This is a genomic window from Halomonas sp. TP35 (assembly GCF_052375975.1).
GTDB classification, from domain to species: domain Bacteria; phylum Pseudomonadota; class Gammaproteobacteria; order Pseudomonadales; family Halomonadaceae; genus Vreelandella; species Vreelandella citrativorans.
This window is the reverse complement of the sequence record NZ_JBQSUZ010000001.1, coordinates 386,708-409,351: the sequence shown is the minus strand read 5'-3', so window position 1 is coordinate 409,351 and position 22,644 is coordinate 386,708. Positions and strand designations below refer to the sequence as shown.

Genomic DNA, 22,644 nt, shown 5'->3' with positions numbered 1-22,644 from the left:
TTTCTATCACTCCCTCTTTCTGGCCCCCTTGGGGCCAGAAGCTCAGGTTTATCTAAATCTCAATTTACGCCTCTCGCTCTATCTTTCCCGCTACTCACACGCGCCACAGAATAGCCACTATCGGTATGCCTTCAAGTATCGAACGATGCCAGCGCAAGACCCGTTGATGCCTTGGCCAACTAAAGCGATACATTAATAGCGCATTTGCGCTTATTGCCTCATAAACTCATGCCTATTTCAGTCTACCTCAGCACGTTTATCCGCTTGACATTAAATTATTTGCGCCACAAACTTAGCCGAGGCTATACTTGTTTCCACAGCGCAAAATGATTACACGGAGTGACACTGCTTCGTCTACTATCTACCTCATGTCGAGTCTGGAGCTTAATAATGGCAACAAAACATGCTGTGATTCTATTGGGAATGCTGCCTTTCAGTACCTTGGCAGCGGCTGATGAAACGCCCCTCAACGTGGTGGCAACCATTGGCATGATTGCCGATGTGGCACAGGAGGTAGGCGGCGAATGCGTTAGCGTCCAGGCCATGATGGGCCCCGGGATCGACCCGCATCTTTTCCAGGCCAGCGCCAGCGATGTTTCGCTGTTGCGCGGCGCCGAACAGATTCTTTACTCGGGCTACGCCCTGGAAGGCCAGCTGGGTTCGGTGCTGGAAAATTTCTCTTCGCGCACCCCGACGCTTGCTGTCGCGCCCTCTTCGATCGACCCTTCATCGCTGATTACCGCGCAGGATATCTACGGCATCGATCCGCACCTGTGGATGGATGTTTCGCTTTGGGCGCAAACGCTGCCGACGCTAAGCGATACCTTTATTGAAGCGCGCCCCGACTGCGCGGATACTATTGAGGCCAACACCGAACGATACCAGACCGAACTGTTGGCGCTCCACAAGTGGGTCAAGGAGAGTATCGCGACCATTCCCGAGAGTCAGCGCGTGCTGGTGACCGCCCACGATGCGTTTAGCTACTATGGGCGCGCCTACGATATCGACGTTGAAGGTATTCAAGGCATCAGCACCGAAACCGAAACCGGCATTGCCGATATCCGCAACATGGCGACGAGTGTGGTAGAGCGCGACGTACCGGCGGTGTTCGTTGAAAGCACCATCAATCCGCGCACCGTCCAGGCGGTGATCGACGCGGCCAAGCAGCGTGGCCATGACGTTGTGGTTGGCGGCGAGCTTTATTCCGACGCCATGGGCGATGACGGTACCGTCGACGGCACCTATATGGGTATGATCTACCGTAATACCCAGCATATCGTTAACGCACTCGGCGGCACACTTTCCCCACTGCCCGATGAGCTCAACGACTGGGCAAGCGAGTGGCAGCTCGACCAACAGGGATAAAAGGGCATACTCTCGATGGTAACATCTGCAAGTGCCGAGCCCGCTCTCAGCATCAACAATTTGACCGTGAGCTATCACAACCAGCCCGTGCTTTGGGATATCAATCTCGATATCCCGGCGGGCGTGATGGCGGGAATTGTCGGCCCCAACGGCGCAGGCAAAAGCACGCTGATCAAAAGCCTTTTAGGGCTGGTGCCATCGCTTTCCGGCGAGGTGCTGGTGCACGGCAAGCCTTATGCCGCCCAGCGCAAGCGAGTGGGCTACGTGCCCCAGCGCTCGAGCGTGGATTGGGACTTTCCCACCACCGCGCTCGATGTGGTGACCATGGGCCTTTACGGGCGCCTTGGCTGGTTCAAGCGCCCCGGGCGCCGAGAACGTAAAGAGGCGATGGACGCGCTCGACATGGTCAGCATGAGCGAGCTTGCCCACCGCCAGATCAGCCAGCTTTCCGGCGGCCAGCAACAACGCGTGTTTCTGGCCCGCGCACTGGTGCAACAGGCCGACGTTTACTTTCTGGACGAACCCATGGCCGGGGTCGATGCCACCACCGAACGGGCGATCATCGATATACTGCGCCGCCTGCGTGATGCGGGAAAGACGCTTATCGTCGTCCACCACGATCTGCAAACTGTCGGTACCTACTTCGACTGGCTATTGCTACTGAACGTGCGCGTGATTGCCAGTGGCGACGCCAAAGACGTTTTCAAGATCGACAACCTCCGCCAGGCCTACGGCGGCCAGATCGCGCTGCTGGGTGACCACGAGTCATTAACGTTTCCCGCCTCAAAAGTGACCTGACCCATGCAGTGGCTCGAACTTCTATCGGATTATACCTTTCAAAACGTGGTGATCGGCGCCTCGCTTCTGGGCCTGATCAGCGGCCCCTTGGGCTGCTTTGCGGTGCTGCGCCGTCAAAGCCTGCTGGGCGACGCCATCTCCCACGCGGCTCTTCCGGGAATATGCCTGAGCTTCATCATTACCGGCAGCCGCGATATTGGCGGCATCATGATCGGCTCGCTTGCTACCGGCTCTCTTGCCGCGCTGATCATGCTGCTGCTCACCCGCAAAAGCCGCCTGAAAACCGATGCGGGGCTAGGCGTTTGCCTGAGCCTCTTCTTTGCCGTTGGTATCGTGCTGCTCACCTACATTCAAGGCACCAGCAACGCCGCCCAGGGCGGGCTTGAGGCCTTTTTATTCGGCCAGGCCGCCGCCACGCTGCGCTCGGATCTGTGGGTGATGGGTGGCGTGACGCTGGTAACGCTTTCGCTGCTCGCCGCCTTCTGGAAGCAGGCCAAGCTGGTCACGTTCGACGCCGAGTACGCCCGAACGCTTGGCATGCCCGCCACGGCCATCGAGGCGACACTGACCGCCATGGTCGCACTGGCGGTGGTGGTCGGCTTGCAGATGGTCGGCGTCATTTTGATGGCGGCGATGATCGTTGCCCCGGCGGCGGCCGCGCGCCAGTGGAGCCGCCACCTGGGCACCATGCTTGCCATCGCGGCGGGCGTGGGTATCGTCAGCGGAGTCTCCGGCGCGACGATCAGCACGCTGTCGCGCGGGCTTGCTACCGGCCCGCTGATCGTACTAACCGCCACGGCCATCGTGCTGCTGTCGCTGGCGCTGGCGCCAGGGCGCGGGCTTTTATGGGGCATCATGAAACACTACCTCCAGAAAGCCGAGCTTCAAAAACGCCAGCTTCTCTACACGCTATATAAACACCCGGCCCGGCCTGCATCACGGCGTTTATCGCTGAGCGCACGGCTCACCCTTGCCCTGTTAAAACGCCAAGGCTACCTGACCCGCTCACAAGGTGAAGCGGACTGGGGGCTGACGACAACAGGGCAGGCAAAAGCGCGCCAGGTGGTCGCCACGTTCGAGGAGGTCGCGCCATGATCGCAGAGCTTCTCAACAGTACCGCGCTTCCCATCATTCTGGTCGGCGCCATGGTGGGTATCGCCTCATCAGCGGTGGGCACGTTTTTGGTGCTGCGCGGCAACAGCATGCTGTCGGATGCCATCAGCCATTCGATCGTGTTCGGCATCGTGATCGTCTGGATACTGACCAAGCAGCAGAGCGGGCCGGTGCAGCTCATCGGCGCCGCGCTGACCGGGCTTTTGACAGTATTTCTCACCGAGGCGCTGGCCAATACCAAGCGGGTGAAGCAGGACGCCGCCATCGGACTGGTGTTCCCAGCACTCTTCTCCATTGGCGTGTTACTACTCAATATCTACGCCCACGACGTGCATATCGACACCCACACCGTGCTGTTGGGTGAAATCGGGTTTGTCTGGCTGGATACCGTCGAGCTTTTCGGCCTGCCGATTCCCCAGGCGCTGGTCTCGATGAGCGTAATGACGCTGCTCAACTACGCGTTTATCGGGCTCTTCTATAAAGAGCTGAAGCTCGCCACCTTCGATCCCGCGCTGGCCAAAACCTTTGGCTTCATGCCGACGATCCTGTTCTATGTACTTTTGATGCTGACCAGCTCCACCGCCGTGGCGGCCTTCGACGCCGTGGGGGCGGTGCTGTTCATCGCCTTTGCCATTGTTCCCGCCTCCGCCGCCTATTTGCTGACTGACCGCCTGTGGATGATGTTCATTTTCGGCGCGCTGATCTCGATCGCCTCGAGCATTTCCGGCTATTTCCTCGCGGTGCATTTCAACGTCTCCATCGGTGGCATGATGGCGGTAATGACCGGCGTATTTCTGATACTGGCCTTTTTGGGCGGGCCGCGCTACGGGCTGATTACCCAAATGCTGAAGCGCCGCCGGGCGCGGCAGGCGCCGATGGAGCCGCCTTCATTGTTTTGAAAGGCTAAACGCCAGACCAGGGCGCCACTTGCAACGACGAAGACGCACGCTTTTATAAAGGCCCTATCCACGTGAGCGCTCGTTCAGTATTACTAGCGCACCAGTAATAAGCGCTCGCATACCTTCCTCTAATTCCGCCTCCATTTCGGCCTCCTCCAGGCCGCGGCTCGCCCCCTCGACAGGCTCTTTCCCCACTACCGAATAAATCGTATCGGCGACGGAAAAGCATTGAAAAGCTATAGTCGCCAGAAGCCAGCGAGCTTGCTCCTGGGAGATATCATAAACCTCAGCAATATGGTTTTGATGTGCACGAATTTTTTCAATCATGGGCTGAGTGGCAGCCAAGCGACGGATCACATAGGGCGTTAATCCTGGGTGAGCTTTGACAAACTCGCTTATCGATGCGGCAAAAGTGGATAGATACTCTTTCAATTCCCCGGGCGCATCATTGGAAGCTCGTGGAATATTCCAACGTTGAAATATTTCTTCGGCCACTAAGCATTTCAGCGCCTTTAAATTGGGCACATGCTTATAAAGCGCCATATGGCTGATGCCTAGCGCGCTGGCCACCCCGACAAAGGTGATGTTGGGTAGGCCGATTTCGATACCCGCATTCGCAATACGCTCAAGCGTGATGGTAGGCGGCCGCCCGCGTGCTTTAACTGGCTGTTGCGTGGTCATATTGCATCCTTAATCGCTGACGTTCCTTATCTAGCCACTCACTCACTTTAGGGTCAATTAGTTGATTGGCATGCAATTATATTAATTAGTTTATTGCCATGAAACTAATTATCTATTAGCCTATTTAAACGCGACTAATTCTCGTTACAAACTACTGCTATGCAGGTTCGATAATCCCCTATGGCCGAGTCATAACGCTTCATGAGCACGCACGATACATCGAGATCCCAAGGTAAGAGCCCCATCAGCCAAGTGTTGGCCCCTATACGCACACGGCTTTTTGCCGCGGCAATGCTGGCGGGCATCGGCACGATATTAACGATGGTGCCGCTTGCCGGTATGGCACATATCGCCAAGATTCTTGTGTCTGATCCAGGCGCCGCCTGGGAGTTATCAACCGCCAGCATGCGTGAAATCGGCTGGGTGGTAGCAGCCAGCATCGTGAGCCTCTTTGTCGGCATGGGGTGCATGTTTCTCGGCGAGCTGGTAGCGCACCTGGCGGATAACAAACTCACCTACCAGCTACGCTTGGCTGTTATGCGACGCTTGTCCCAAGCACCGCTTGGCTGGTTTACCAGCCGCGCATCCGGCGACGTAAAACAGGCGATGCAAGACGATATTGCGACGCTGCACAGCCTGACCGCGCACTTTTACACGGCGGTAGGACGCGCGTTTGGCGCCTTACTGATCTCGGTGGTCTACCTGATCATGCTGGATTGGAAAGTCGCCGTTATTACGTTACTGCCTCTTCCCGGTTTCTTTCTTTTCCTGCGCCGACTCATGCAAGCCAGCAAAGCCAATATGGGTGAGTTTATTGCCCAGCTTGAGCGCATGAATAACGCCATTAATGAATTTGTCTGCGGCATTCCCGTCGTCAAGGCCTTCGGTACGACCGGACAAGCCTATCGTGGCTACCAAGCAGCAGTGGATAGCTTTGCCCATGCATTTGAGCAATTTACCCGCCCTCTGGTCGCTTCTATGGCACATGTTCATGCGATGGTGACAACGGTGACGATATTGGGACTGGCGCTCACGGTTGGCATATTTTGCGTCGCCAACGGCTGGTCAGAACCGGTCGATCTGTTGCCATTCATTCTAGTAGCCCCCGGTATCTGTGCTCCGTTACTGCTGCTGCATACCTTGCTGCACGACTTAGGCAGTGCCGTTGGCGCCGCCCAACGCGTCATGGCACTGCTTGAAACGCCGGTATTGCCATCAATCCCCTCCAGTGAGTGCCAGCTCCCCAACGATCATGAAGTTCGCTTTGAAAATGTCAGTTACGTCTATAACAATGCCCAAAACGGGCTATCGAACCTGCACTTTACTCTTGCACCTGGCAGCGTTACGGCGATTGTTGGCCCTTCGGGGGCAGGCAAATCCACCCTGGCACGCCTGATGCTGCGCTTTTTTGACCCCACCCATGGGCGCATTACGTTAGGCGGGGTGGATCTGCGCCATCTTGAGATGTCAACGCTCTACCAGCGGATTGGTTTTGTTCTGCAGGACGTGCGTCTGATCCATGCCAGCATTCGAGACAACATTGCGTTGGGCCGCCCTTCGGCCAGCCAACAGGAAATCGAGGATGCCGCTCGCGCGGCGAATATTCACGAACGTATCGCCGCACTCCCTAACGGCTATCGATCGATGGTTGGCGAGGATATTCAACTGTCAGGTGGCGAGCAACAGCGCGTCAGTATTGCCCGCGCCATGTTACTTGATCCGCCTCTATTGGTGCTGGACGAGCCGACAGCAGCGGTTGACGCCAGCAATGAGCTGGCCATCCAGCAGGCTCTGTCGCGTTTAACCCGGGGGCGGACGCTTGTGATTATTTCGCATCACCTAAAGTCGATCATCCACGCCGACCATATTCTGGTACTCGATGGCGGCACGGTTGCTGAGCAAGGCAATCACGACCAGCTACTGGCCAGCAATGACCTTTATGCTCGCCTTTGGGCACTGGAAGAGAAAACAAACTCACTGGAATCGAAGGTGGCAGCGTGCTGAAAATGCTCAATCAACTGCTTGGCGAAGACACCGCGCTCTTGCGTCGCTATCTCGGTCTGGTCACTGTCTATGGTGTGCTAAGCGGTCTGACCATCTTGGCCCTTATCCCTCTTCTCTATTACCTCCTGATTGGCCAACTCAGTGTGGCCACCACATGGCTAGTAGTGCTGCTTTTCGGCATCCTAATCTGTTGGGGAGTGCGATGGCACGTGGAGCAGGCAGGCGTCCGTGTCGGCGTCGCCATCTTGCAGTCGGGCCGCCATCGCCTTGGCGAACACGTGATCCATCTGCCGGTTGGCTGGTTTACCGCGACAAATACCGCGCGCCTTAGCCATGTAACCACGCAGGGTATGATGGCGGTGGCCCAGCTTCCTGCTCACGTCTTTACACCGGTGATCAGCGGGCTTGTCACGCCTATCGTTCTCCTTGCCGCGCTATTGGTGTTGCATGCACCGCTGGGCATTGCGGCGCTGGTCGCGCTGCCGCTACTTTTGGGGGTTTTATTACTCACCGCCAAGCTTGCCCAGCATGCCGACAGGGCCTTCCAGCAACACTTTTCTGATACCAGTCAGCGCATGGTCGAGTTCGCCAGTGCCCAGACAGTCTTACGCGCCTTTAGTGGGAACAACCACAGCACACGCTTCTTAGAACAGGCCATGGAACAACAGCACCGCTCGGGAACAAGGCTGGCTTGCCTATCGGCACTTTCGGCGCTGCTCAATGCCTGGGCAGTGCAGACAGTCTTTGCCGTGCTGCTGATCGTCACAACCCTGTGGATCAATACGCTTTTGGAAGGATCACTGACGGCAGCGAGCATTATAAGCGTCATCATTGCGCTGGTACTGGTAAGCCGGTTCGTCGAACCGCTGCTGGACATCGCTCAACACAGCGACATTTTGCGTAGTGCAAGGGGGCAACTCGAAGAGATCCAGGCGATTTTCGACGCTGCCCCCCTAACCGAGCCAACGGTCCCTCAGCCACCGCGCGATGCCTCCATCGAATTGAGAGCCGTCCGCTTTCGCTATGCGCCGCATGAGCCCGACGTGCTCAACGGGGTTAGCCTATCTATCACGCCCGGTAGCATGACCGCATTGATCGGTGAGTCAGGTTCAGGCAAGACCACTCTGGCGCGCCTGGTCGCGAGATTTTTCGATGCAGATCACGGTAGTGTGCTCGTCGGCGGCGTGGACGTCCGCGATATGTCTAGTACCCAGCTGGCGGATCACGTCAGCCAGATCTTCCAGGAGAGCTACCTGTTTGCCGGCAGCATTGCTGACAATATTCGCTTTGGCCATCCCGACGCCAGCGATGCCGACCTGATGGACGCCGTGCGTCTGGCCGGTGTCATCGAGATCGTCGAACGCCTGCCCCAAGGATTGGACACACCAGTGGGCGAGGGAGGCGCCCGCCTTTCCGGCGGCGAACGGCAGCGTATCGCCATCGCCCGAGCACTCATTAAGAATGCGCCCATTCTGCTGGTGGATGAAGCGACTGCCGCACTGGATGCGGAAAATCAAGCCATCATTACCCAGGCGCTGGTGCGACTGAGAGGCCAACGTACGCTATTGGTGATCGCCCACCAACTCTCTACGGTGAGCATGGCTGATCAGATCATCGTGCTAGATGACGGACGCATCATTGAGCAAGGCGCGCCCGATGAACTGCTCGCTCAGCAGGGGCGATACGCCACGTTTCTTGACCAACGCCAAACCACCAAAGGGTGGCGCATCACCCCGGATAAAACGGGAGAAACCTCACAGTGATGCGCGTGTATCTGCCTCTCCTGTTTGTATTGCTGTGCGGGATGTCATTACTGACAGGCGCGCGGCAGATAAGCGGGTACCAACTTATCACCCTGTCAGATGATGCTTGGTTGACGTTGACGGCCAGCCGACTGCCGCGCCTGATCACGGTGTCCTTGACCGGAGTGGGCCTCGCGATTTGCGGTGTGATTTTGCAGCATATCGTGCGCAATAAGTTCGTGGAGCCCGCCACCTCGGGTGGGCTTGATGCCGCCAAACTGGGCATTCTCGTATCGCTGTCTCTAATGCCTACGGCTGGCGCTGGATCACGAATGCTTGCAGCCCTGCTCTTCTGCTTCGCTGCGAATGTTGTCTTTATCGCTATCGTTCGCCGCATCAAGTTCACCAACACGGTACTGGTTCCCGTCATCGGTTTGATGTACGGCGGCGTGCTAAGCGCCCTAGCCGAGTTCTACGCCTACCGCCATAACATCCTGCAAAGCATGCAGGGCTGGCTGCTGGGAGATTTTTCAAAGATCGTCCAGGGCCATTACGAAATCATCTACCTAATCCTGCCGGTCGTTGTGCTCGCCTACGTCTACGCTCATCGCTTCACGGTGCTGGGCATGGGCGAAGACATGGCGACGAGTTTAGGCGTGAACTATCTCGTCACCTCCGCCATTGGGCTGATGCTGGTGGCCATTACTGTCTCGGTCACGGTCATCGCGGTGGGCGCCATCCCCTTTGTCGGATTAGTGGTTCCCAATCTGGTAGCGCTCTACTACGGCGATAACCTGGCTCGCACCCTACCCGCCGTAGCACTGTCGGGGGCAACACTGCTGCTGGTCTGCGACATTGCGGGACGCCTGCTGATCTATCCCTTTGAAGTGCCCATCGGCTTAACGTCGGCTTGTGTCGGAGGCGTGCTGTTTCTGATCCTGATTGTCAGGAGGGCACAGTGATGACTATCAAAGCTCGCCACACCGTTTGGGCGGCCGTGATCGCTCTTGCGCTCGCTTTTGTCTTTGTACGCTCCGGTTTCGACTTCGAGTATGTGATACCGAAACGACTTGAGCGCTTGGCCACCATGGTGATCGGTGGCATTTGTGTCGCCTGGTCCGCCATTACGTTTCAGAGCCTTACCGGTAACCGGATATTAACGCCTGCCATCATGGGCTATGAGGCCGTCTATCTGCTGTTTCAGGCCCTGTTGATGCTGGTGCTGGGCACCCACAGTCTGATGGTGCTCGGCGAGCATGGCAACGCCGCACTCTCGGTCCTGCTGATGCTTGGCTACTCCTGGACGCTGCATCGATGGCTGTTTAGAGACGGCAGAGACAATGTCTATTTCCTGCTGCTGGTAGGACTGGTACTGACAATGGTCATTACCACTTTCACACAGTTCGTTCAGCTCAAAATGAGTCCAGGCGAGTTTTCCATTCTGATGGGTTACAGCCAAGCCGCTTTCGGTAACGCCAGCACCACACAACTGCTATACGCCACACTGATCGTGGCCGCGATTTGTCTGGTGGGACTGAAAAGCCTCCCAATGCTAGATGTGCTCTTGCTGGGCAGAGAGCAGGCCATGTCACTTGGCATCGATTATCGACGCTGCGTGCAACACCAGCTCTTTCTGATCGCCTCGCTGGTGGCTGTATCGACCAGCCTGCTTGGCCCCACGGCGTTCATGGGCATTTTCGTGGCCAATACGGCCTATGCGCTTGCAGGCACTTACCGTCATCGGGTCACGCTACCGGTGGGTTGTGCCCTCGCCATCGCCCTTTTCATCCTCGCCCAACTGCTGGTCGAACATCTCTTCAACTACACAACCACCGTCGGCATCCTCGTCAACCTCGTATGTGGGGCTTACTTCCTGTCGCTGATGGTGCGTACGCGAGGCGCAGCATGATCACGGTTCAAGACCTTCATAAAACCTACGGCGACCGTTCGGTGCTATCGGCGATCAATCTCTGCTTTCCATCAGGTCAGTTGACGTCCCTGGTGGGCCCCAACGGCGCGGGTAAGACGACGCTTCTGATGATGCTCGCGAGACTACTTAAGCCCTCTCGGGGGGATATTCGACTCGACGGCTCCCAGGTAACGCGCATTCCCATCAGCGAGTATGCCAGGCAGGTGGCCACGCTACGCCAGACGCCTGAGTTCAACCTACGCCTGACCGTCGAGGAGTTGGTCGCCTTTGGCCGCTTTCCCTATAGCCGTGGCACACTCACTCGGCACGACCATCGTGTGATTGACGACGCCCTGTCGTTTCTATCGCTGACGGCACTACGCGGTGCTTATCTGAACGAGCTCAGCGGCGGCCAACGCCAGATGGCGTTCCTGGCCATGACCATTGCACAGCAAACCGATTACCTGCTGCTCGACGAGCCACTGAATAACCTCGATATCAAACATGCCGTTCAGATCATGCAGGCTCTTCGCCGTCTCTGCGACGAGCATGGACGAACGGTCATCCTGGTCGTTCATGACATCAACTTTGCCGCCAACTACTCCGATTACATCGTCGCCATGAAGGATGGGGAAGTGCACTGCGATGGCAACGTCACCGACGTCATCACCGAACGGCGCTTGAGTGAGCTTTACGGACTGAAGTTCGACATCGCCCATAACGAACGCGGTTATCTATGTAATTACTTCAAGCCCTCAGGAAACCTGGAATGAAACGATCTCTAAACAACCGCTTGGCACGCCTTCTCCCACTCGCCTTGGTGGCGTTGCTACAAGGGTGCGATCAGCCCTCAGCCAACAATATGTCCGCACAGGAGGCCATAACACCGATCACGATTCACCACGCGCTGGGAAGCACCGTGATCGATCACCGTCCACACCGGGTAGCGGCATTAGACATGAATGAAGTCGATTTTCTGGATCAGTTGGACGTTCCGGTGGTGGGCATGCCAAAGGACTTTATTCCCCATTTTCTGGAGAAGTATCGAGACGACCCGACGATTGAAGATCTGGGCGCTATCGTACGCCCTAACCTTGAGCGAGTGCATCGCGCTAACCCTGACCTCATTCTTATGACGTCGTTACAGGCCAACGACTATAACGAGCTGACTCAGATCGCACCCACGCTGCACTTTGACGTGGATTACCGCAACAGTCAGACCAACCACATTGACGTTGTCATGGATCATCTCATGGATCTTGGGCAGATCTTTGGCAAACAGAAATTGGCCCGTCAGCGGGCAGCCGAGCTGGTTCATACCGTCGAGGAGGTCCGGCGTGTTACCCAAGGCCGCCCTGAGAAAGCCCTTATCCTGCTGCATAATAATGGGGCCTTCCACTCCTTTGGCGTGCAGTCACGCTACGGCTTCATCTTCACTGAATTCGGCGTTGCCCCCGCCGCTCCCGACATCGATACCGGCCTGCACGGCCAGCCGGTTTCTAGCGAATTCATCCAGCAGGCCGACCCCGACATCATCTATGTCGTGGATCGTACTGCCGTAATGGAGCACCGGCCCACCATGAGTACCGACAGCCTGGCCAACCCCCTATTACGCCAAACTAACGCCTGGCGAAATGACCGGGTGGTCTTTGTCGACCCCGAAGCCTGGTATGTCACCGCCGCCAGCGTCAGCGCTCTGGCGATCATCGCGGATGACATTATCGACGGCTACCGGCACTAGCAGACCATAGCACTAAAGCACTAAAGCACCTAAAAAAACGCTTTCATCGACTGCTTCAATGCGCCTTTTAACAGGCGCTCAATTGAAGCGGTGTAGTTCCTCTGTGTTTAAAAATGGAGATCGACATGCCCTTACATTGCCACCACCGTCCCCTACAGCCGACGAGAGCACTACATTGCGCCTCTTGCTCAAACCCTTTATCGCTCGTCAGGAGCGCATTTCTGCTCGCTCTGAGCGCGAGTGCTGTCATGCTGCTGTCTTCACAAGCTCTCGCACAGGCCCAGGAGACCGAGACCCGCAGTACTACTGCCCTAGCACCCATCACCGTACACGGAGAAGCGACATCCGTTAACGATACGTATGCCGGCGGCCAAGTCACCTACAGCAACCGGGCGGGCTTCCTGGGGAAAAGAGACTTCATGGAGACGCCTTTCAATGCCATCAGCTATACGGATCGCTTTATCCAGGATCAACAAGCTCAGAGTATTACCGATGTAATTGCAGCGACGGATCCGAGTGTCTTCAGCAACGGCGTCACCAGTGCCTGGAGCGAAACCTATTCGATCCGTGGTTTTGACGCCAGCACACGTGACGTCACGTTCGGTGGTCTGGCCGGGATGGCCCCCTACTACCGTACGTCTCCAGAAATGTTCGAGCGTATCGAGGTGCTCAAGGGGCCTTCGGCACTACTCAACGGGATGCCGCCAGGTGGCTCCGTTGGCGGTGCCATTAACCTGGTTCCCAAACGGGCTGGCGATGAACCGTTGACGCGTTTCACCACCACGTATATGTCCGACGCCCAGATTGGCGGGCACCTTGATGTCGGCCGACGCCTGGGTGACGACCAGCAGTTTGGCGTTCGCGTTAACGGCGTATACCGCGACGGCGAGGGGGCTGTGGATAACCAGACACCAAAGGTTCAAATGGGCTCTCTGGGGTTGGACTGGCGCGGTGATCACGCTCGACTATCAGCCGACTTGTACAGTGCGGACGACCATATTGATGGACCCGCTCGAGGTATCAACCTGGCCCCCGGCCTGGCAGTTCCGACGCCTCCCGCCCCCGATACACTGATCAACCCGGACTGGGCCTTTGCCGACACGCGCGACAAGGGGGCCATATTGCGTGGCGAATTCGACTTTACCGACGAGATCATGGGGTACGCGTCAATAGGTCAAAGCGAAACCAATTACACCTACAACGGTGCCATGTCAGCCCAGGTGCTTGATGATCAAGGCAACTATCGCACAAGCGTTGGTCAGCTTGCCTTCGATGTCGAAAAAACATCGGCGGAAGTCGGGGTTCGCGGTCACTTCCAGACCGGCGCTGTCAGTCACGACATCAGCGTCAATGCCACCCATTATGAGCACGAGCAGCACGATTACGGGCGCAGAAGCGTTCCCGATGCGGACTGGATCACCAACCTATACAATCCGCAATGGGGCCCCGCCGCTGATTTCATTACACCGCACATCATGCATACAGAGCTACGCTTGAACAGCTACGGTTTGGCAGACACGCTCTCGTTTGCCGATGATCGCATACAGCTGACGCTCGGCGCCCGACGCCAGGAAGTGGTGAGCGACACCTACAGCGTGATGACCGGCACACGTATCTCCCGCTATGATGAAAGCGCGGTCACACCCGCCGCAGCACTACTTTTCAAAGCGACCGACCAGGTATCGCTCTACGCCAACTATATCGAGGGGCTCAGCCAGGGGGCCACGGCACCTATGACTGCCGCCAACGCTGGTGAGGTGTTCGAGCCTTACAAGACCAAACAGAGCGAGGTTGGCGTGAAACTTGATCTGGGTGATTTTTCACACACGCTTAGCCTGTATGAAATAAAGCGGCCCAGCAGCTACACCGACCTGGCAACCAATATCTTCTCGGTTGGGGGCGAGCAGCGGAACCGAGGAGTGGAGTGGAGTTTCTTCGGCAGTCCTCTCAGCAACCTGCGCCTGATGGGGGGCATCGCTTATGTAAACCCAGAAATCACGCGCGCCGCGAGCGATGAAGAACAAGGCAATCAGGCAACCGGCGTACCAGACCTGCAAGCCAAGCTAGGCACTGAATGGGATCTATCCGTAGCACCAGGGCTGACACTGACCGCTAATGCCACCGCGATGTCAGAGCAGTACATTAATAGTGACAACTCCCTATCAGTACCCGGACACACTATTTATGACGTTGGAGCACGCTACGCCTCTAACCTTTCCGGCTATCCACTCACACTGCGTGCCACTGTTAACAATGTGACCGATAAAACGTACTGGGCAATGCCACAACTCTCAAGCCTCGCATTAGGCGCCCCCCGCACCTTTATGTTTTCGGCCTCACTGGACTTCTAGACGACTGTAACAAGCGGTGCTAATGCCATAACACCGAATATTTTTCACTACTAACTCCGTAAAACCTCCCCACCTACGCTCGCCGAGCGGGCGTAGGTGTGGATAACTTAAACCGTTAGGTGCTGCTTGATCAGCTCGTTGGAAAGCTCGCTGATATCACCTTTGGCCACCGGGCGGCCGCGGTCCATTATCACAAAGCGGTCGGCGTATTTGCGCGCAAAGGGCAGCTTCTGCTCGACCAGCAGCACCGTTAGGGCGTCTTCGGCAATCAGCTGGCGAATCACCTGGCCAATTTGCGCGACGATATTGGGCTGAATGCCCTCCCCCGGCTCATCCAGAATCAAGAGTTTGGGCTCGATTACCAGCGCTCGGCCAATGGCAAGCTGCTGCTGTTGCCCGCCGGATAAGTCACCGCCGCGGCGGTGCTTCATCTCCTTGAGCACTGGAAACAGTTCATAGATACGCTCGGGGATTTTTTTCAGCTTGTCACTGCGTGCAGCAAGGCCGGTACGCAGATTCTCTTCTACGGTGAGTAGCGGGAAAATCTGCCGCCCTTGCGGTACAAAGCCAATGCCCAGCCGTGAACGTGCTTCCACGGCTTTTTGGGTTAACTCAACCGCTTCGCTGCTCGACTGGTAGCGCAACTGGCCACTTTTTACCGCCACTTCACCCATGATGGCTTTCATCAGCGTGGTTTTACCCACTCCGTTGCGGCCCATCACGCAGGTGCACTGGCCAGCGGGTACGTCCAGGTCCAGATCCCAAAGTGTATGGCTTTCCCCATAAAACTGGTTGAGCTTTTCAATTGCCAGCATCAGGCAGCCTCCTCATCGTCAGCACCCAGGTACACTTCGACTACGTTGGGGTCGCTTGAGACCTGATCCATGCTGCCTTCGGCCAACACACTGCCTTGGTGAAGCACGGTCACTTTGCGGGCAATTGAGCGCACAAAGCCCATATCGTGTTCCACGACGACCACCGACTGCTTACCCGCCAAACCGGTCAGCAGTTCGGCTGTACGCTCCATTTCCTGCTCGGTCATACCGGCGACCGGCTCATCCACCAGCAGTAACCGTGGGCGCTGCATTAACAGCATGCCGATTTCCAACCACTGTTTCTGACCATGAGAGAGAATGCCCGCAGGCTGAAAGCGCAACTGAGTCAAACCAATGGTCTCCAGCACTTCGTCGATGCGGTCTTTGATCTCACCGGTCATACGCGCAGTCAGGGTGGGAAAGATCCGTTTGTCGGCGGCCATGGCCAGCTCCAGGTTTTCGAACACGCTCAGTACTTCAAACACCGTGGGCTTTTGAAACTTGCGCCCGATCCCGAGGCTGGCAATTTCCGGCTCGTTCATATTGAGCAGGTTATGACGGCTGCCAAACCATACGCTGCCCTCAGTGGGCCGCGTCTTGCCGGTGATAATATCCATCATGGTGGTCTTTCCCGCCCCGTTGGGGCCAATAATGCAACGCAGCTCGCCGTCGTCGATGGTCAAATTCAGCTTGTTGATCGCTTTAAAGCCATCAAAGCTCACCGTGACGTCTTCCATATACAGAATCGGGCCGTGGCGTACGTCCACCGGGGAGGCGGCTGGCGCTATAAAGTCAAATACCCGGTCGCGGGTTTTGAATGACTGCAGCAAGCTCATGCAATAGCCTCCTTGGTGCCTGCGTTATCGGATTCAACAGCGCGACGGCGCTTGCGCAACAGCCCCGCCACGCCCTTGGGCAGCAGTACCGTGACGAGTACAAACATTGCGCCCAAAGCAAACAGCCACGCATCAGGCATGACACCGGTGAAAATAGTTTTGGCATAGTTGACTAGAATTGCGCCGATCACCGCGCCGTACAGCGTGGCCCGACCACCCAGCGCCACCCATAGCACGATCTCAATCGAGAACAGCGGCGAGAATTCGCTAGGGTTGATGATGCCCACCTGAGGTACGTAAAGCGCGCCTGCCAGGCCCGCGAGCATCGCGGACACCACAAACACGAAGAGTTGAAAGCGCTCTACCCGGTAGCCGATAAAGCGCGTGCGCGCCTCGGCGTCGCGAGTGGCCACGCACACACGCCCCAGCTTGCTGGTCACGATCGCCCGACAGAGGATATAACCCAGCGCCAGCGCCACGCCGGTGGCCAGAAAAAGTCCCAGACGAGTATCGTTGCTGCGCAGGTTGAAGCCCAAAAGTTCGCGGAAGTCGGTCAGCCCGTTATTGCCGCCAAAGCCCATCTCATTGCGGAAAAATGCCAGCATCAGCGCAAAGGTCAACGCCTGGGTAATGATCGAGAGATAAACCCCCGTCACCCGCGAGCGAAACGCCAAAAAGCCGAACACCAGCGCCAGCATACCCGGCGCCAGCAGCACCATGGCAAAGGCGAACCAAGCCATATCAAAGCCCTGCCAGTACCAGGGCAGACTTTCCCAGTTTAGGAACACCATGAAGTCCGGCAGCACCGGGTGGCCGTAAGTGCCCCGGTCACCAATCTGGCGCATCAGGTACATGCCCATGGCGTAACCGCCAATCGCAAAAAACGCCCCGTGGCCCAGGCTAAGAATGCCGAGATATCCCCACACCAGATCAACCGCCACGGCCAGCAGCGCGTAGCTTAGGTACTTGCCAAACAGGTTCACCGTGTAGGCGTTCACATGCAGCGGGCTGCCTTGAGGCAGTGCCACGTGGAGTACCGTCACGACCAGCAGCGCGGTGAACAGTACTCCTAAAAAGACCTGTGTGGCACGCTCACCAAACGGGCGGGTTAGCCAAAACTGGCTTGAAGGTAGTTGTGACATCATGGGTTAGCCCTCCGCAGCCCGGCCCTTCTGCGGGAAGAGTCCACGCGGGCGTTTTTGAATAAACAGAATGATAAAGACCAGCACGATAATCTTGGCGAGTACCGCGCCCGCCCAGGGTTCCAGCACCTGATTGATCACCCCCAATGACAGCCCGGCCACGAGCGTCCCCCAGAGATTGCCCACACCGCCGAACACCACCACCATGAACGAGTCGATGATGTAGTTCTGGCCGAGGTTCGGGCCGACATTGGTAAGCTGGGAAAGCGCCACGCCGGCAAGGCCGGCTACACCAGAGCCGAGTGCAAAGGTCAGGATATCCACACGGGTCGCGCGAATTCCCATGGAGCGTGCCATAGCGCGGTTCTGGGTCACGGCACGTACTTCAAGGCCCAGGCGGGTGCGGCGCATGATCAGCATCAAACCGGCAAACACCACCAGCGCAAAACCCAGTACCACCATGCGGTTTATGGTCAGCGACAGCGCGTCATTGATAATGAGCGACCCGCTCATCCACTCCGGAGTAATTACCGTGCGGTTGAGCGGCGAGATCACCGTACGCACCAGCTGCTGCAGGATCAGACTGATACCGAAGGTGGCGAGGAGCGTCTCCAGCGGGCGGCCTTTCAAAAACTGAATCACGCTGCGCTCAATGGCAACCCCCACCAATGCGGCGACCAGAAAACCTGCCGGAATAGAGAGAATCAACGCCAGCCCCGGCTGGCCGGGCAACAGCTGTTGCATCATCCAGGTAGTGTAGGCGCCCAGCATCATCAGCTCACCGTGGGCCATGTTGATGACGCCCATCACGCCAAAGGTAATCGCAAGACCAATGGCGGCCAGTACCAGCACTGACCCCAGGCTCAAGCCAAAGTAGAGCGTTTCAACCCCACGGTTGATTTTCAGGTTCTGTTCCACGCTGGCAAGCGCGGCGCGGGCGGCATCCGCAGCTACGGTGTCGTCGCCATTGGCCGCACGACTTAGCGCAACTCTAGCGCGTGGATGAAGGCTTCCGGTTAGCGCTTCGATACCCGCCATTTCACCCTGCTCAGCACGGTAAATGGCGACCGCTTGGCTCAGCCGATAACGTACCTGGCTATCCTTTTCTTCCAGAATGAGCGCATTGATGGGTTCAAGCAGCTCACCATCGACTTCACCCAGCAAACGTTCGGCAGAGATACGGCGGCGATCCAGATTGGGCGAGTAAAGGTCCACCACAGCAATCGCGCTGCGCAGCTGGTTTCGCAGGGCGTTATTGATGCCCACGCGGTCCAGGTCGCGGCGTGACATCTCACCCAGCGGTTCATTCGTCAAGGCGTCGGCCACCGGCCACTCTCGGCCACTGTTATCGAGTACGACAACAAACTGACCATCGTCGGCACGCTGCAAGCGGCCATCCAGCAGAGCCTGCAGCCAATCACGGGCGCGCTCGTCGTCGCTTTGCAATATGGCGGTAATCGCCTCGCCTTTATCGCGGTAGGAATCGACATCCAGCGCCTCAAGAAGCTCAAGCGCGGCGTCATTATCAGAAGTATCGGGGCCTGTCTGTGCCTGTACGTTGAGTGTTATGCCCAACAACACAGCGCACAAAAACCCCCAGGAAAGGAAACGCCTCATGGGGTTGTTCCTTTGGTGGTCAAGGTGGAGAGTTAGCGTGCTCCCTTGCCGCCCGATCAGGCGGGCGGCAAGGGGTGGCCAGTATTATTCGGCGAGCGCCGCTTCGGCTTCTTCAGTAGCGGTGCTGCCACCGCATGAGCCGTTCACAACGTTGAAGTTGCCGCACTCCATGGGCTTGCGCCAATCGGCAATCAGGTCGCGCGAGCCGGGCAAGTAGTCGGACCAGGCATCGCCGGCAACGGTTGAGGGCGTTTGCCAGACGATATCGAACTGGCCATTGTCCTGCACTTCGCCAATCAGTACCGGCTTAGTGATGTGGTGGTTGGGCATCATCGCCGCATAGCCACCCGAGAGATTGGGCACACTCACGCCGATAATGGCATCCTTCACCGCGCCTACATCGGTGGTACCCGCTTTACGCACCGCCTCGGCCCACATGTTGAAACCGATGTAATGGGCTTCCATTGGGTCGTTGGTGACCGCTTCTTCATTACCGGTGTGCTCAATCCAGGCGTCGATAAAGTCGTAGTTGTCATCGGTATCCACGCTCATGAAGTAGTTCCAGGCAGCCAGATGGCCAACGAGCGGCGCAGTGTCGATACCGGAAAGCTCCTGCTCACCTACCGAAAACGCAATCACTGGAATATCAGCGGCATCAATACCCTGGTTGGCAAGCTCGCGGTAGAACGGCACGTTGGCGTCGCCGTTGATGGTCGAGATCACCGCGGTAGACTTGCCCTCTTCACCGAAGCGACGAATCTCGGAGACGATGTTCTGCCAGTCGGAGTGGCCGAAGGGCGTGTAGTTGACCATGATGTCGTCGCCTGCCACGCCGTGCTCATCTTTCAGAAACGCTTCGAGAATGCGGTTGGTGGTGCGCGGATAGACATAGTCGGTACCCACCAGAGCAAAGCGCTCAATGCCGACTTCGTTAATCAAATACTCGACAGCGGGAATCGCCTGTTGGTTGGGCGCGGCACCGGTATAGAAGACGTTTGCAGACGACTCTTCTCCCTCGTACTGCACCGGGTAGAACAACAGACCATTGAGTTCTTCAAACACCGGCAGCACCGCTTTACGTGATACCGATGTCCAGTTGCCGAACACCACGTCTACCTCATACTGGGCCAGCAGCTCGCGGGCGCGTTCGGCAAACAGCGGCCAGTTGGAGGCCGGGTCCACTACCACGGCTTCCAGCTGACGACCCAGCAGACCACCGGCTTCGTTCTGCTGCTGGATCAGCATTTCAACAGTGTCTTTTAACGTCGACTCACTGATAGCCATGGTGCCAGAAAGGGAGTGAAGGATACCCACTTTGATAGGGTCATCATTGGCTGACGCATGAAACGATACCGAAAGGGCCAGTGCAGAAAGACCCAGCAGTGCCTGTTTTTTCAAGTTCATGTTTCGCATCCCCAAGCTGCAAGCGGGCAGCTAGATATTTGTCATTAATCAGGTGTACTCAATTGCCTGAAAGCGCCTGTAACTCGTCCTGCACATTGCACGATGCGTTCCACACTTTAAAAAAACATAAAAAATTCAACCATATAAAAAGTATACAAGTTGTTTTACAGGAGTTTTCCATCTTTGATTCAGGGTCTTAAAGCACTTCATTGGTGCTAAAGCGGTCTGATTCGCACGATAAAAGTGCATAAAAACTGTCCATTTTTATCCTTTTATCGCCAAGCTTCTGTTTTTAAAACATTTAGCATTTTCTTGGCCTGTGGTTTGCAAAATGACTTGTATACAAGACCATGGATAACCAAGGGCCAAACATGATGACCACACGCGGCTGGACACTCGAACAATGGCGGCAGGCATATAACGAGGGCGCAACCCCGGGAGCCTTACTCGGTGAATTGATCACGCAACTGGCCAAACTTGATAGTGCCGACAATACCTGGATTTCACTTCTCGACCAGGAGGGGCTGGCTCATGCCCTGGCAGCACTTCAAACACGTCTGGACGAGGCAGACGGCAAGATAGACAAGTTGCCGCTTTACGGCATTCCGTTTGCGGCGAAAGACAACATTGATGCCACCGGGTTTGCCACCACGGCGGGCTGCCCGGCCTACGCCTATCAACCCACCCGTGACGCTGCTCTGATTGACAAGCTGCGCGCCGCGGGCGCAGTACTCATCGGCAAGACCAATCTGGATCAGTTTGCCACCGGCCTGGTGGGTACCCGCTCGCCGTTTGGTGCCGTGGCCAATAGCTTCAATCCTGAAGTGGTGAGCGGCGGCTCGAGTTCTGGGTCGGCGTCCGTGGTGGCACGCGGGCTAGTGCCATTCTCACTGGGTACCGACACGGCAGGCTCCGGTCGCGTGCCCGCTGGCTTAAATAACCTGGTCGGGCTTAAACCCACCAAAGGCCTGTTCAGCATTGATGGTGTAGTACCGGCGTGCCGCTCGCTGGACTGCGTCTCCATCTTCTCGTTGACTGTCAATGATGCCGGGCAGATCGCCGAGCTAATGGCCGGCTTCGAGCCTGCCGACGCTTTCTCACGCAAGGCGCCAAGCGCCCTCCCCCTGGATGCCCCGGCCATACGCCGTCCTGGCCCGCTAGCCAGGCTTGCCATTCCCCAGTCGCCCCAGTTCTTCGGCGACGTGGTGGCTGAAAAGGCATGGCAAACGGCCGTGGAAAAATGGCAAAAGCTTGAAGGGGTAACGCTCGTCGAACTTGATTTTGCCCCCATGCTTGAACTGGCCGCCCTGCTTTATGAAGGGCCGTGGGTAGCAGAGCGCCACGCCGCCGTGGAAACCTTCATGGCCGAACATGCCCAGAACATGAATGACGTGGTGCGCGGCATTATTAGTAACGCGGGTAAATACAGCGCCACCGATACGTTCAAGGCGCAATACCGCAAGGAAGAGCTGGTTAGGGTGATCGATAATCTTTTGGATGATATCGATGGCCTGTTAGTCCCCACCGCCCCTACCGCGCCCACTATCGAAGCGGTTAATGCTGACCCGTTAACGCTCAATAGCCAGCTCGGCACCTATACCAACTTCGTTAACCTGGCCGATTTTTGCGCATTGGCGGTACCCGCCGGGTTCCGCGACGATGGACTGCCTTTTGGCGTTACCCTGGTGAGCGGCGCCTGGAAGGATCGGGAACTGCAGACCCTGGCCAGCCGCTGGCTAAATGCCCACCCGACGCCGCTGGGTGCCACTGACCAGGCACGCCCGCCGGAAACCGTTCATACCACCCTTGCCGTCCCCACCGTTCAGGTCGCTGTGGTAGGCGCTCATCTTTCCGGCATGCCGCTGAATACCCAACTGACCGAGCGCCATGCCTGGCGCGTGGCGTCCACGACAACGTCCGCCAATTACCGCTTGTTTGCCCTGCCCAACACCGTACCGCCCAAGCCCGGCCTGCAGCGCGTTCACGAAAACGGTGCCGCCATCATTGTTGAAGTATGGGAAATGGCCGCGTCGGAATTTGGCTCGTTTGTCGACCTGATCCCCGCGCCGCTGGGTATCGGCAGTGTCGAGCTTGCCGACGGCCGCTGGATCAACGGCTTTATCTGCGAAGGGCATGGAATCACAGATGCTCAGGATGTCACCGAGTTTGGTGGCTGGCGTGCCTACATCAAGGCGCAAACCTCCCACGCATAACGAGGCTACGACCC

At 57.1% G+C, this 22,644-nt stretch carries 18 protein-coding genes; 12 read left to right on the top strand and 6 right to left on the bottom strand.

Annotated features, from left to right (window positions below; genetic code table 11):
- Positions 1 to 390: 390 nt before the first annotated feature.
- The 4 genes from ACT3RU_RS01885 to ACT3RU_RS01870 are packed head-to-tail and all read left to right on the top strand — an operon-like array spanning position 391 to position 4,175.
- Positions 391 to 1,365 carry a metal ABC transporter solute-binding protein, Zn/Mn family gene (locus ACT3RU_RS01885; RefSeq protein ID WP_087110713.1) on the top strand — a complete coding sequence of 325 codons (975 nt, stop codon included), beginning with the start codon at positions 391 to 393 and terminating at the stop codon, positions 1,363 to 1,365.
- 15 nt (positions 1,366 to 1,380) lie between these two features.
- A complete protein-coding gene (locus ACT3RU_RS01880; protein WP_087110711.1) occupies positions 1,381 to 2,163 on the top strand; it encodes a metal ABC transporter ATP-binding protein in 783 nt (260 codons plus the stop codon).
- Positions 2,164 to 2,166: 3 nt separating this feature from the next.
- A complete protein-coding gene (locus ACT3RU_RS01875; RefSeq protein WP_087110709.1) occupies positions 2,167 to 3,258 on the top strand; it encodes a metal ABC transporter permease in 1,092 nt (363 codons plus the stop codon).
- On the top strand, positions 3,255 to 4,175 hold the full coding sequence (locus ACT3RU_RS01870) for a metal ABC transporter permease (RefSeq protein ID WP_087110707.1): 921 nt from the start codon (positions 3,255 to 3,257) through the stop codon (positions 4,173 to 4,175). The genes ACT3RU_RS01875 and ACT3RU_RS01870 overlap by 4 nt, the downstream gene beginning before the upstream one ends.
- A 63-nt stretch (positions 4,176 to 4,238) precedes the next feature.
- Here the strand turns inward: ACT3RU_RS01870 and ACT3RU_RS01865 are convergent, their stop codons facing one another.
- Positions 4,239 to 4,856 (bottom strand): TetR/AcrR family transcriptional regulator, encoded by a 618-nt coding sequence (locus ACT3RU_RS01865; protein ID WP_087110705.1) that lies wholly within the window; start codon positions 4,854 to 4,856, stop codon positions 4,239 to 4,241.
- 201 nt (positions 4,857 to 5,057) lie between these two features.
- Here ACT3RU_RS01865 and ACT3RU_RS01860 point away from each other — a divergent pair, with 201 nt between their 5' ends.
- The 7 genes from ACT3RU_RS01860 to ACT3RU_RS01830 all read left to right on the top strand — a co-directional run bounded on the left by ACT3RU_RS01860 (position 5,058) and on the right by ACT3RU_RS01830 (position 14,603).
- Positions 5,058 to 6,860 (top strand): ABC transporter ATP-binding protein, encoded by a 1,803-nt coding sequence (locus tag ACT3RU_RS01860; protein ID WP_192527748.1) that lies wholly within the window; start codon positions 5,058 to 5,060, stop codon positions 6,858 to 6,860.
- A gap of 2 nt (positions 6,861 to 6,862) precedes the next feature.
- Positions 6,863 to 8,623 carry an ABC transporter ATP-binding protein gene (locus tag ACT3RU_RS01855; protein WP_225733845.1) on the top strand — a complete coding sequence of 587 codons (1,761 nt, stop codon included), beginning with the start codon at positions 6,863 to 6,865 and terminating at the stop codon, positions 8,621 to 8,623.
- Entirely contained in the window at positions 8,623 to 9,564 is a 942-nt protein-coding gene (locus ACT3RU_RS01850) for an ABC transporter permease (RefSeq protein ID WP_087110699.1), read from the top strand. The genes ACT3RU_RS01855 and ACT3RU_RS01850 overlap by 1 nt, the downstream gene beginning before the upstream one ends.
- The gene (locus ACT3RU_RS01845) at positions 9,564 to 10,511 is read left to right on the top strand and encodes an iron chelate uptake ABC transporter family permease subunit (protein WP_087110697.1); all 948 of its coding nucleotides are present in this window, start codon (positions 9,564 to 9,566) and stop codon (positions 10,509 to 10,511) included. The genes ACT3RU_RS01850 and ACT3RU_RS01845 overlap by 1 nt, the downstream gene beginning before the upstream one ends.
- Positions 10,508 to 11,284 (top strand): iron ABC transporter ATP-binding protein, encoded by a 777-nt coding sequence (locus tag ACT3RU_RS01840; RefSeq protein WP_087110694.1) that lies wholly within the window; start codon positions 10,508 to 10,510, stop codon positions 11,282 to 11,284. The genes ACT3RU_RS01845 and ACT3RU_RS01840 overlap by 4 nt, the downstream gene beginning before the upstream one ends.
- A complete protein-coding gene (locus ACT3RU_RS01835) occupies positions 11,281 to 12,252 on the top strand; it encodes a siderophore ABC transporter substrate-binding protein (protein ID WP_172116955.1) in 972 nt (323 codons plus the stop codon). Before ACT3RU_RS01840 ends, ACT3RU_RS01835 begins: the two co-directional genes overlap by 4 nt.
- 248 nt (positions 12,253 to 12,500) lie before the next feature.
- Positions 12,501 to 14,603: a TonB-dependent receptor gene (locus ACT3RU_RS01830; RefSeq protein WP_303393867.1), complete on the top strand. Its 2,103-nt coding sequence runs from the start codon at positions 12,501 to 12,503 to the stop codon at positions 14,601 to 14,603.
- Positions 14,604 to 14,710: 107 nt separating this feature from the next.
- Here the strand turns inward: ACT3RU_RS01830 and urtE are convergent, their stop codons facing one another.
- From urtE to urtA, 5 genes are all read right to left on the bottom strand, one after another.
- Positions 14,711 to 15,418 carry an urea ABC transporter ATP-binding subunit UrtE gene (urtE, locus tag ACT3RU_RS01825; RefSeq protein ID WP_087110689.1) on the bottom strand — a complete coding sequence of 236 codons (708 nt, stop codon included), beginning with the start codon at positions 15,416 to 15,418 and terminating at the stop codon, positions 14,711 to 14,713.
- Positions 15,418 to 16,254, bottom strand: a complete 837-nt coding sequence (gene urtD, locus ACT3RU_RS01820) for an urea ABC transporter ATP-binding protein UrtD (RefSeq protein WP_087110687.1) — start codon at positions 16,252 to 16,254, stop codon at positions 15,418 to 15,420. Before urtD ends, urtE begins: the two co-directional genes overlap by 1 nt.
- Positions 16,251 to 17,399, bottom strand: a complete 1,149-nt coding sequence (gene urtC / locus ACT3RU_RS01815) for an urea ABC transporter permease subunit UrtC (RefSeq protein WP_087110685.1) — start codon at positions 17,397 to 17,399, stop codon at positions 16,251 to 16,253. The genes urtD and urtC overlap by 4 nt, the downstream gene beginning before the upstream one ends.
- A 3-nt stretch (positions 17,400 to 17,402) precedes the next feature.
- A complete protein-coding gene (urtB, locus tag ACT3RU_RS01810) occupies positions 17,403 to 19,013 on the bottom strand; it encodes an urea ABC transporter permease subunit UrtB (protein ID WP_087110683.1) in 1,611 nt (536 codons plus the stop codon).
- Between the two features lie 84 nt (positions 19,014 to 19,097).
- The gene (urtA, locus tag ACT3RU_RS01805; RefSeq protein ID WP_140398999.1) at positions 19,098 to 20,417 is read right to left on the bottom strand and encodes an urea ABC transporter substrate-binding protein; all 1,320 of its coding nucleotides are present in this window, start codon (positions 20,415 to 20,417) and stop codon (positions 19,098 to 19,100) included.
- A 371-nt stretch (positions 20,418 to 20,788) separates the two neighbouring features.
- On the opposite strand from urtA, the gene atzF reads away from it, so the two are divergent.
- Entirely contained in the window at positions 20,789 to 22,630 is a 1,842-nt protein-coding gene (gene atzF / locus ACT3RU_RS01800; RefSeq protein WP_087110679.1) for an allophanate hydrolase, read from the top strand.
- Positions 22,631 to 22,644 lie beyond the last annotated feature (14 nt).

Coding starts and splice junctions, on each gene's coding strand:
- ACT3RU_RS01850 (WP_087110699.1), top strand. CDS start 8,623: ATGCGCGTGTATCTGCCTCTCCTGTTTGTATTGCTGTGCGGGATGTCA.
- ACT3RU_RS01865 (WP_087110705.1), bottom strand. CDS start 4,856: ATGACCACGCAACAGCCAGTTAAAGCACGCGGGCGGCCGCCTACCATC.
- ACT3RU_RS01885 (WP_087110713.1), top strand. CDS start 391: ATGGCAACAAAACATGCTGTGATTCTATTGGGAATGCTGCCTTTCAGT.
- ACT3RU_RS01835 (WP_172116955.1), top strand. CDS start 11,281: ATGAAACGATCTCTAAACAACCGCTTGGCACGCCTTCTCCCACTCGCC.
- urtC (WP_087110685.1), bottom strand. CDS start 17,399: ATGATGTCACAACTACCTTCAAGCCAGTTTTGGCTAACCCGCCCGTTT.
- urtD (WP_087110687.1), bottom strand. CDS start 16,254: ATGAGCTTGCTGCAGTCATTCAAAACCCGCGACCGGGTATTTGACTTT.
- urtE (WP_087110689.1), bottom strand. CDS start 15,418: ATGCTGGCAATTGAAAAGCTCAACCAGTTTTATGGGGAAAGCCATACA.
- ACT3RU_RS01880 (WP_087110711.1), top strand. CDS start 1,381: ATGGTAACATCTGCAAGTGCCGAGCCCGCTCTCAGCATCAACAATTTG.
- ACT3RU_RS01855 (WP_225733845.1), top strand. CDS start 6,863: ATGCTCAATCAACTGCTTGGCGAAGACACCGCGCTCTTGCGTCGCTAT.
- ACT3RU_RS01860 (WP_192527748.1), top strand. CDS start 5,058: ATGAGCACGCACGATACATCGAGATCCCAAGGTAAGAGCCCCATCAGC.
- ACT3RU_RS01845 (WP_087110697.1), top strand. CDS start 9,564: ATGACTATCAAAGCTCGCCACACCGTTTGGGCGGCCGTGATCGCTCTT.
- ACT3RU_RS01840 (WP_087110694.1), top strand. CDS start 10,508: ATGATCACGGTTCAAGACCTTCATAAAACCTACGGCGACCGTTCGGTG.
- ACT3RU_RS01870 (WP_087110707.1), top strand. CDS start 3,255: ATGATCGCAGAGCTTCTCAACAGTACCGCGCTTCCCATCATTCTGGTC.
- atzF (WP_087110679.1), top strand. CDS start 20,789: ATGATGACCACACGCGGCTGGACACTCGAACAATGGCGGCAGGCATAT.
- ACT3RU_RS01830 (WP_303393867.1), top strand. CDS start 12,501: ATGCTGCTGTCTTCACAAGCTCTCGCACAGGCCCAGGAGACCGAGACC.
- ACT3RU_RS01875 (WP_087110709.1), top strand. CDS start 2,167: ATGCAGTGGCTCGAACTTCTATCGGATTATACCTTTCAAAACGTGGTG.
- urtA (WP_140398999.1), bottom strand. CDS start 20,417: ATGAACTTGAAAAAACAGGCACTGCTGGGTCTTTCTGCACTGGCCCTT.
- urtB (WP_087110683.1), bottom strand. CDS start 19,013: ATGAGGCGTTTCCTTTCCTGGGGGTTTTTGTGCGCTGTGTTGTTGGGC.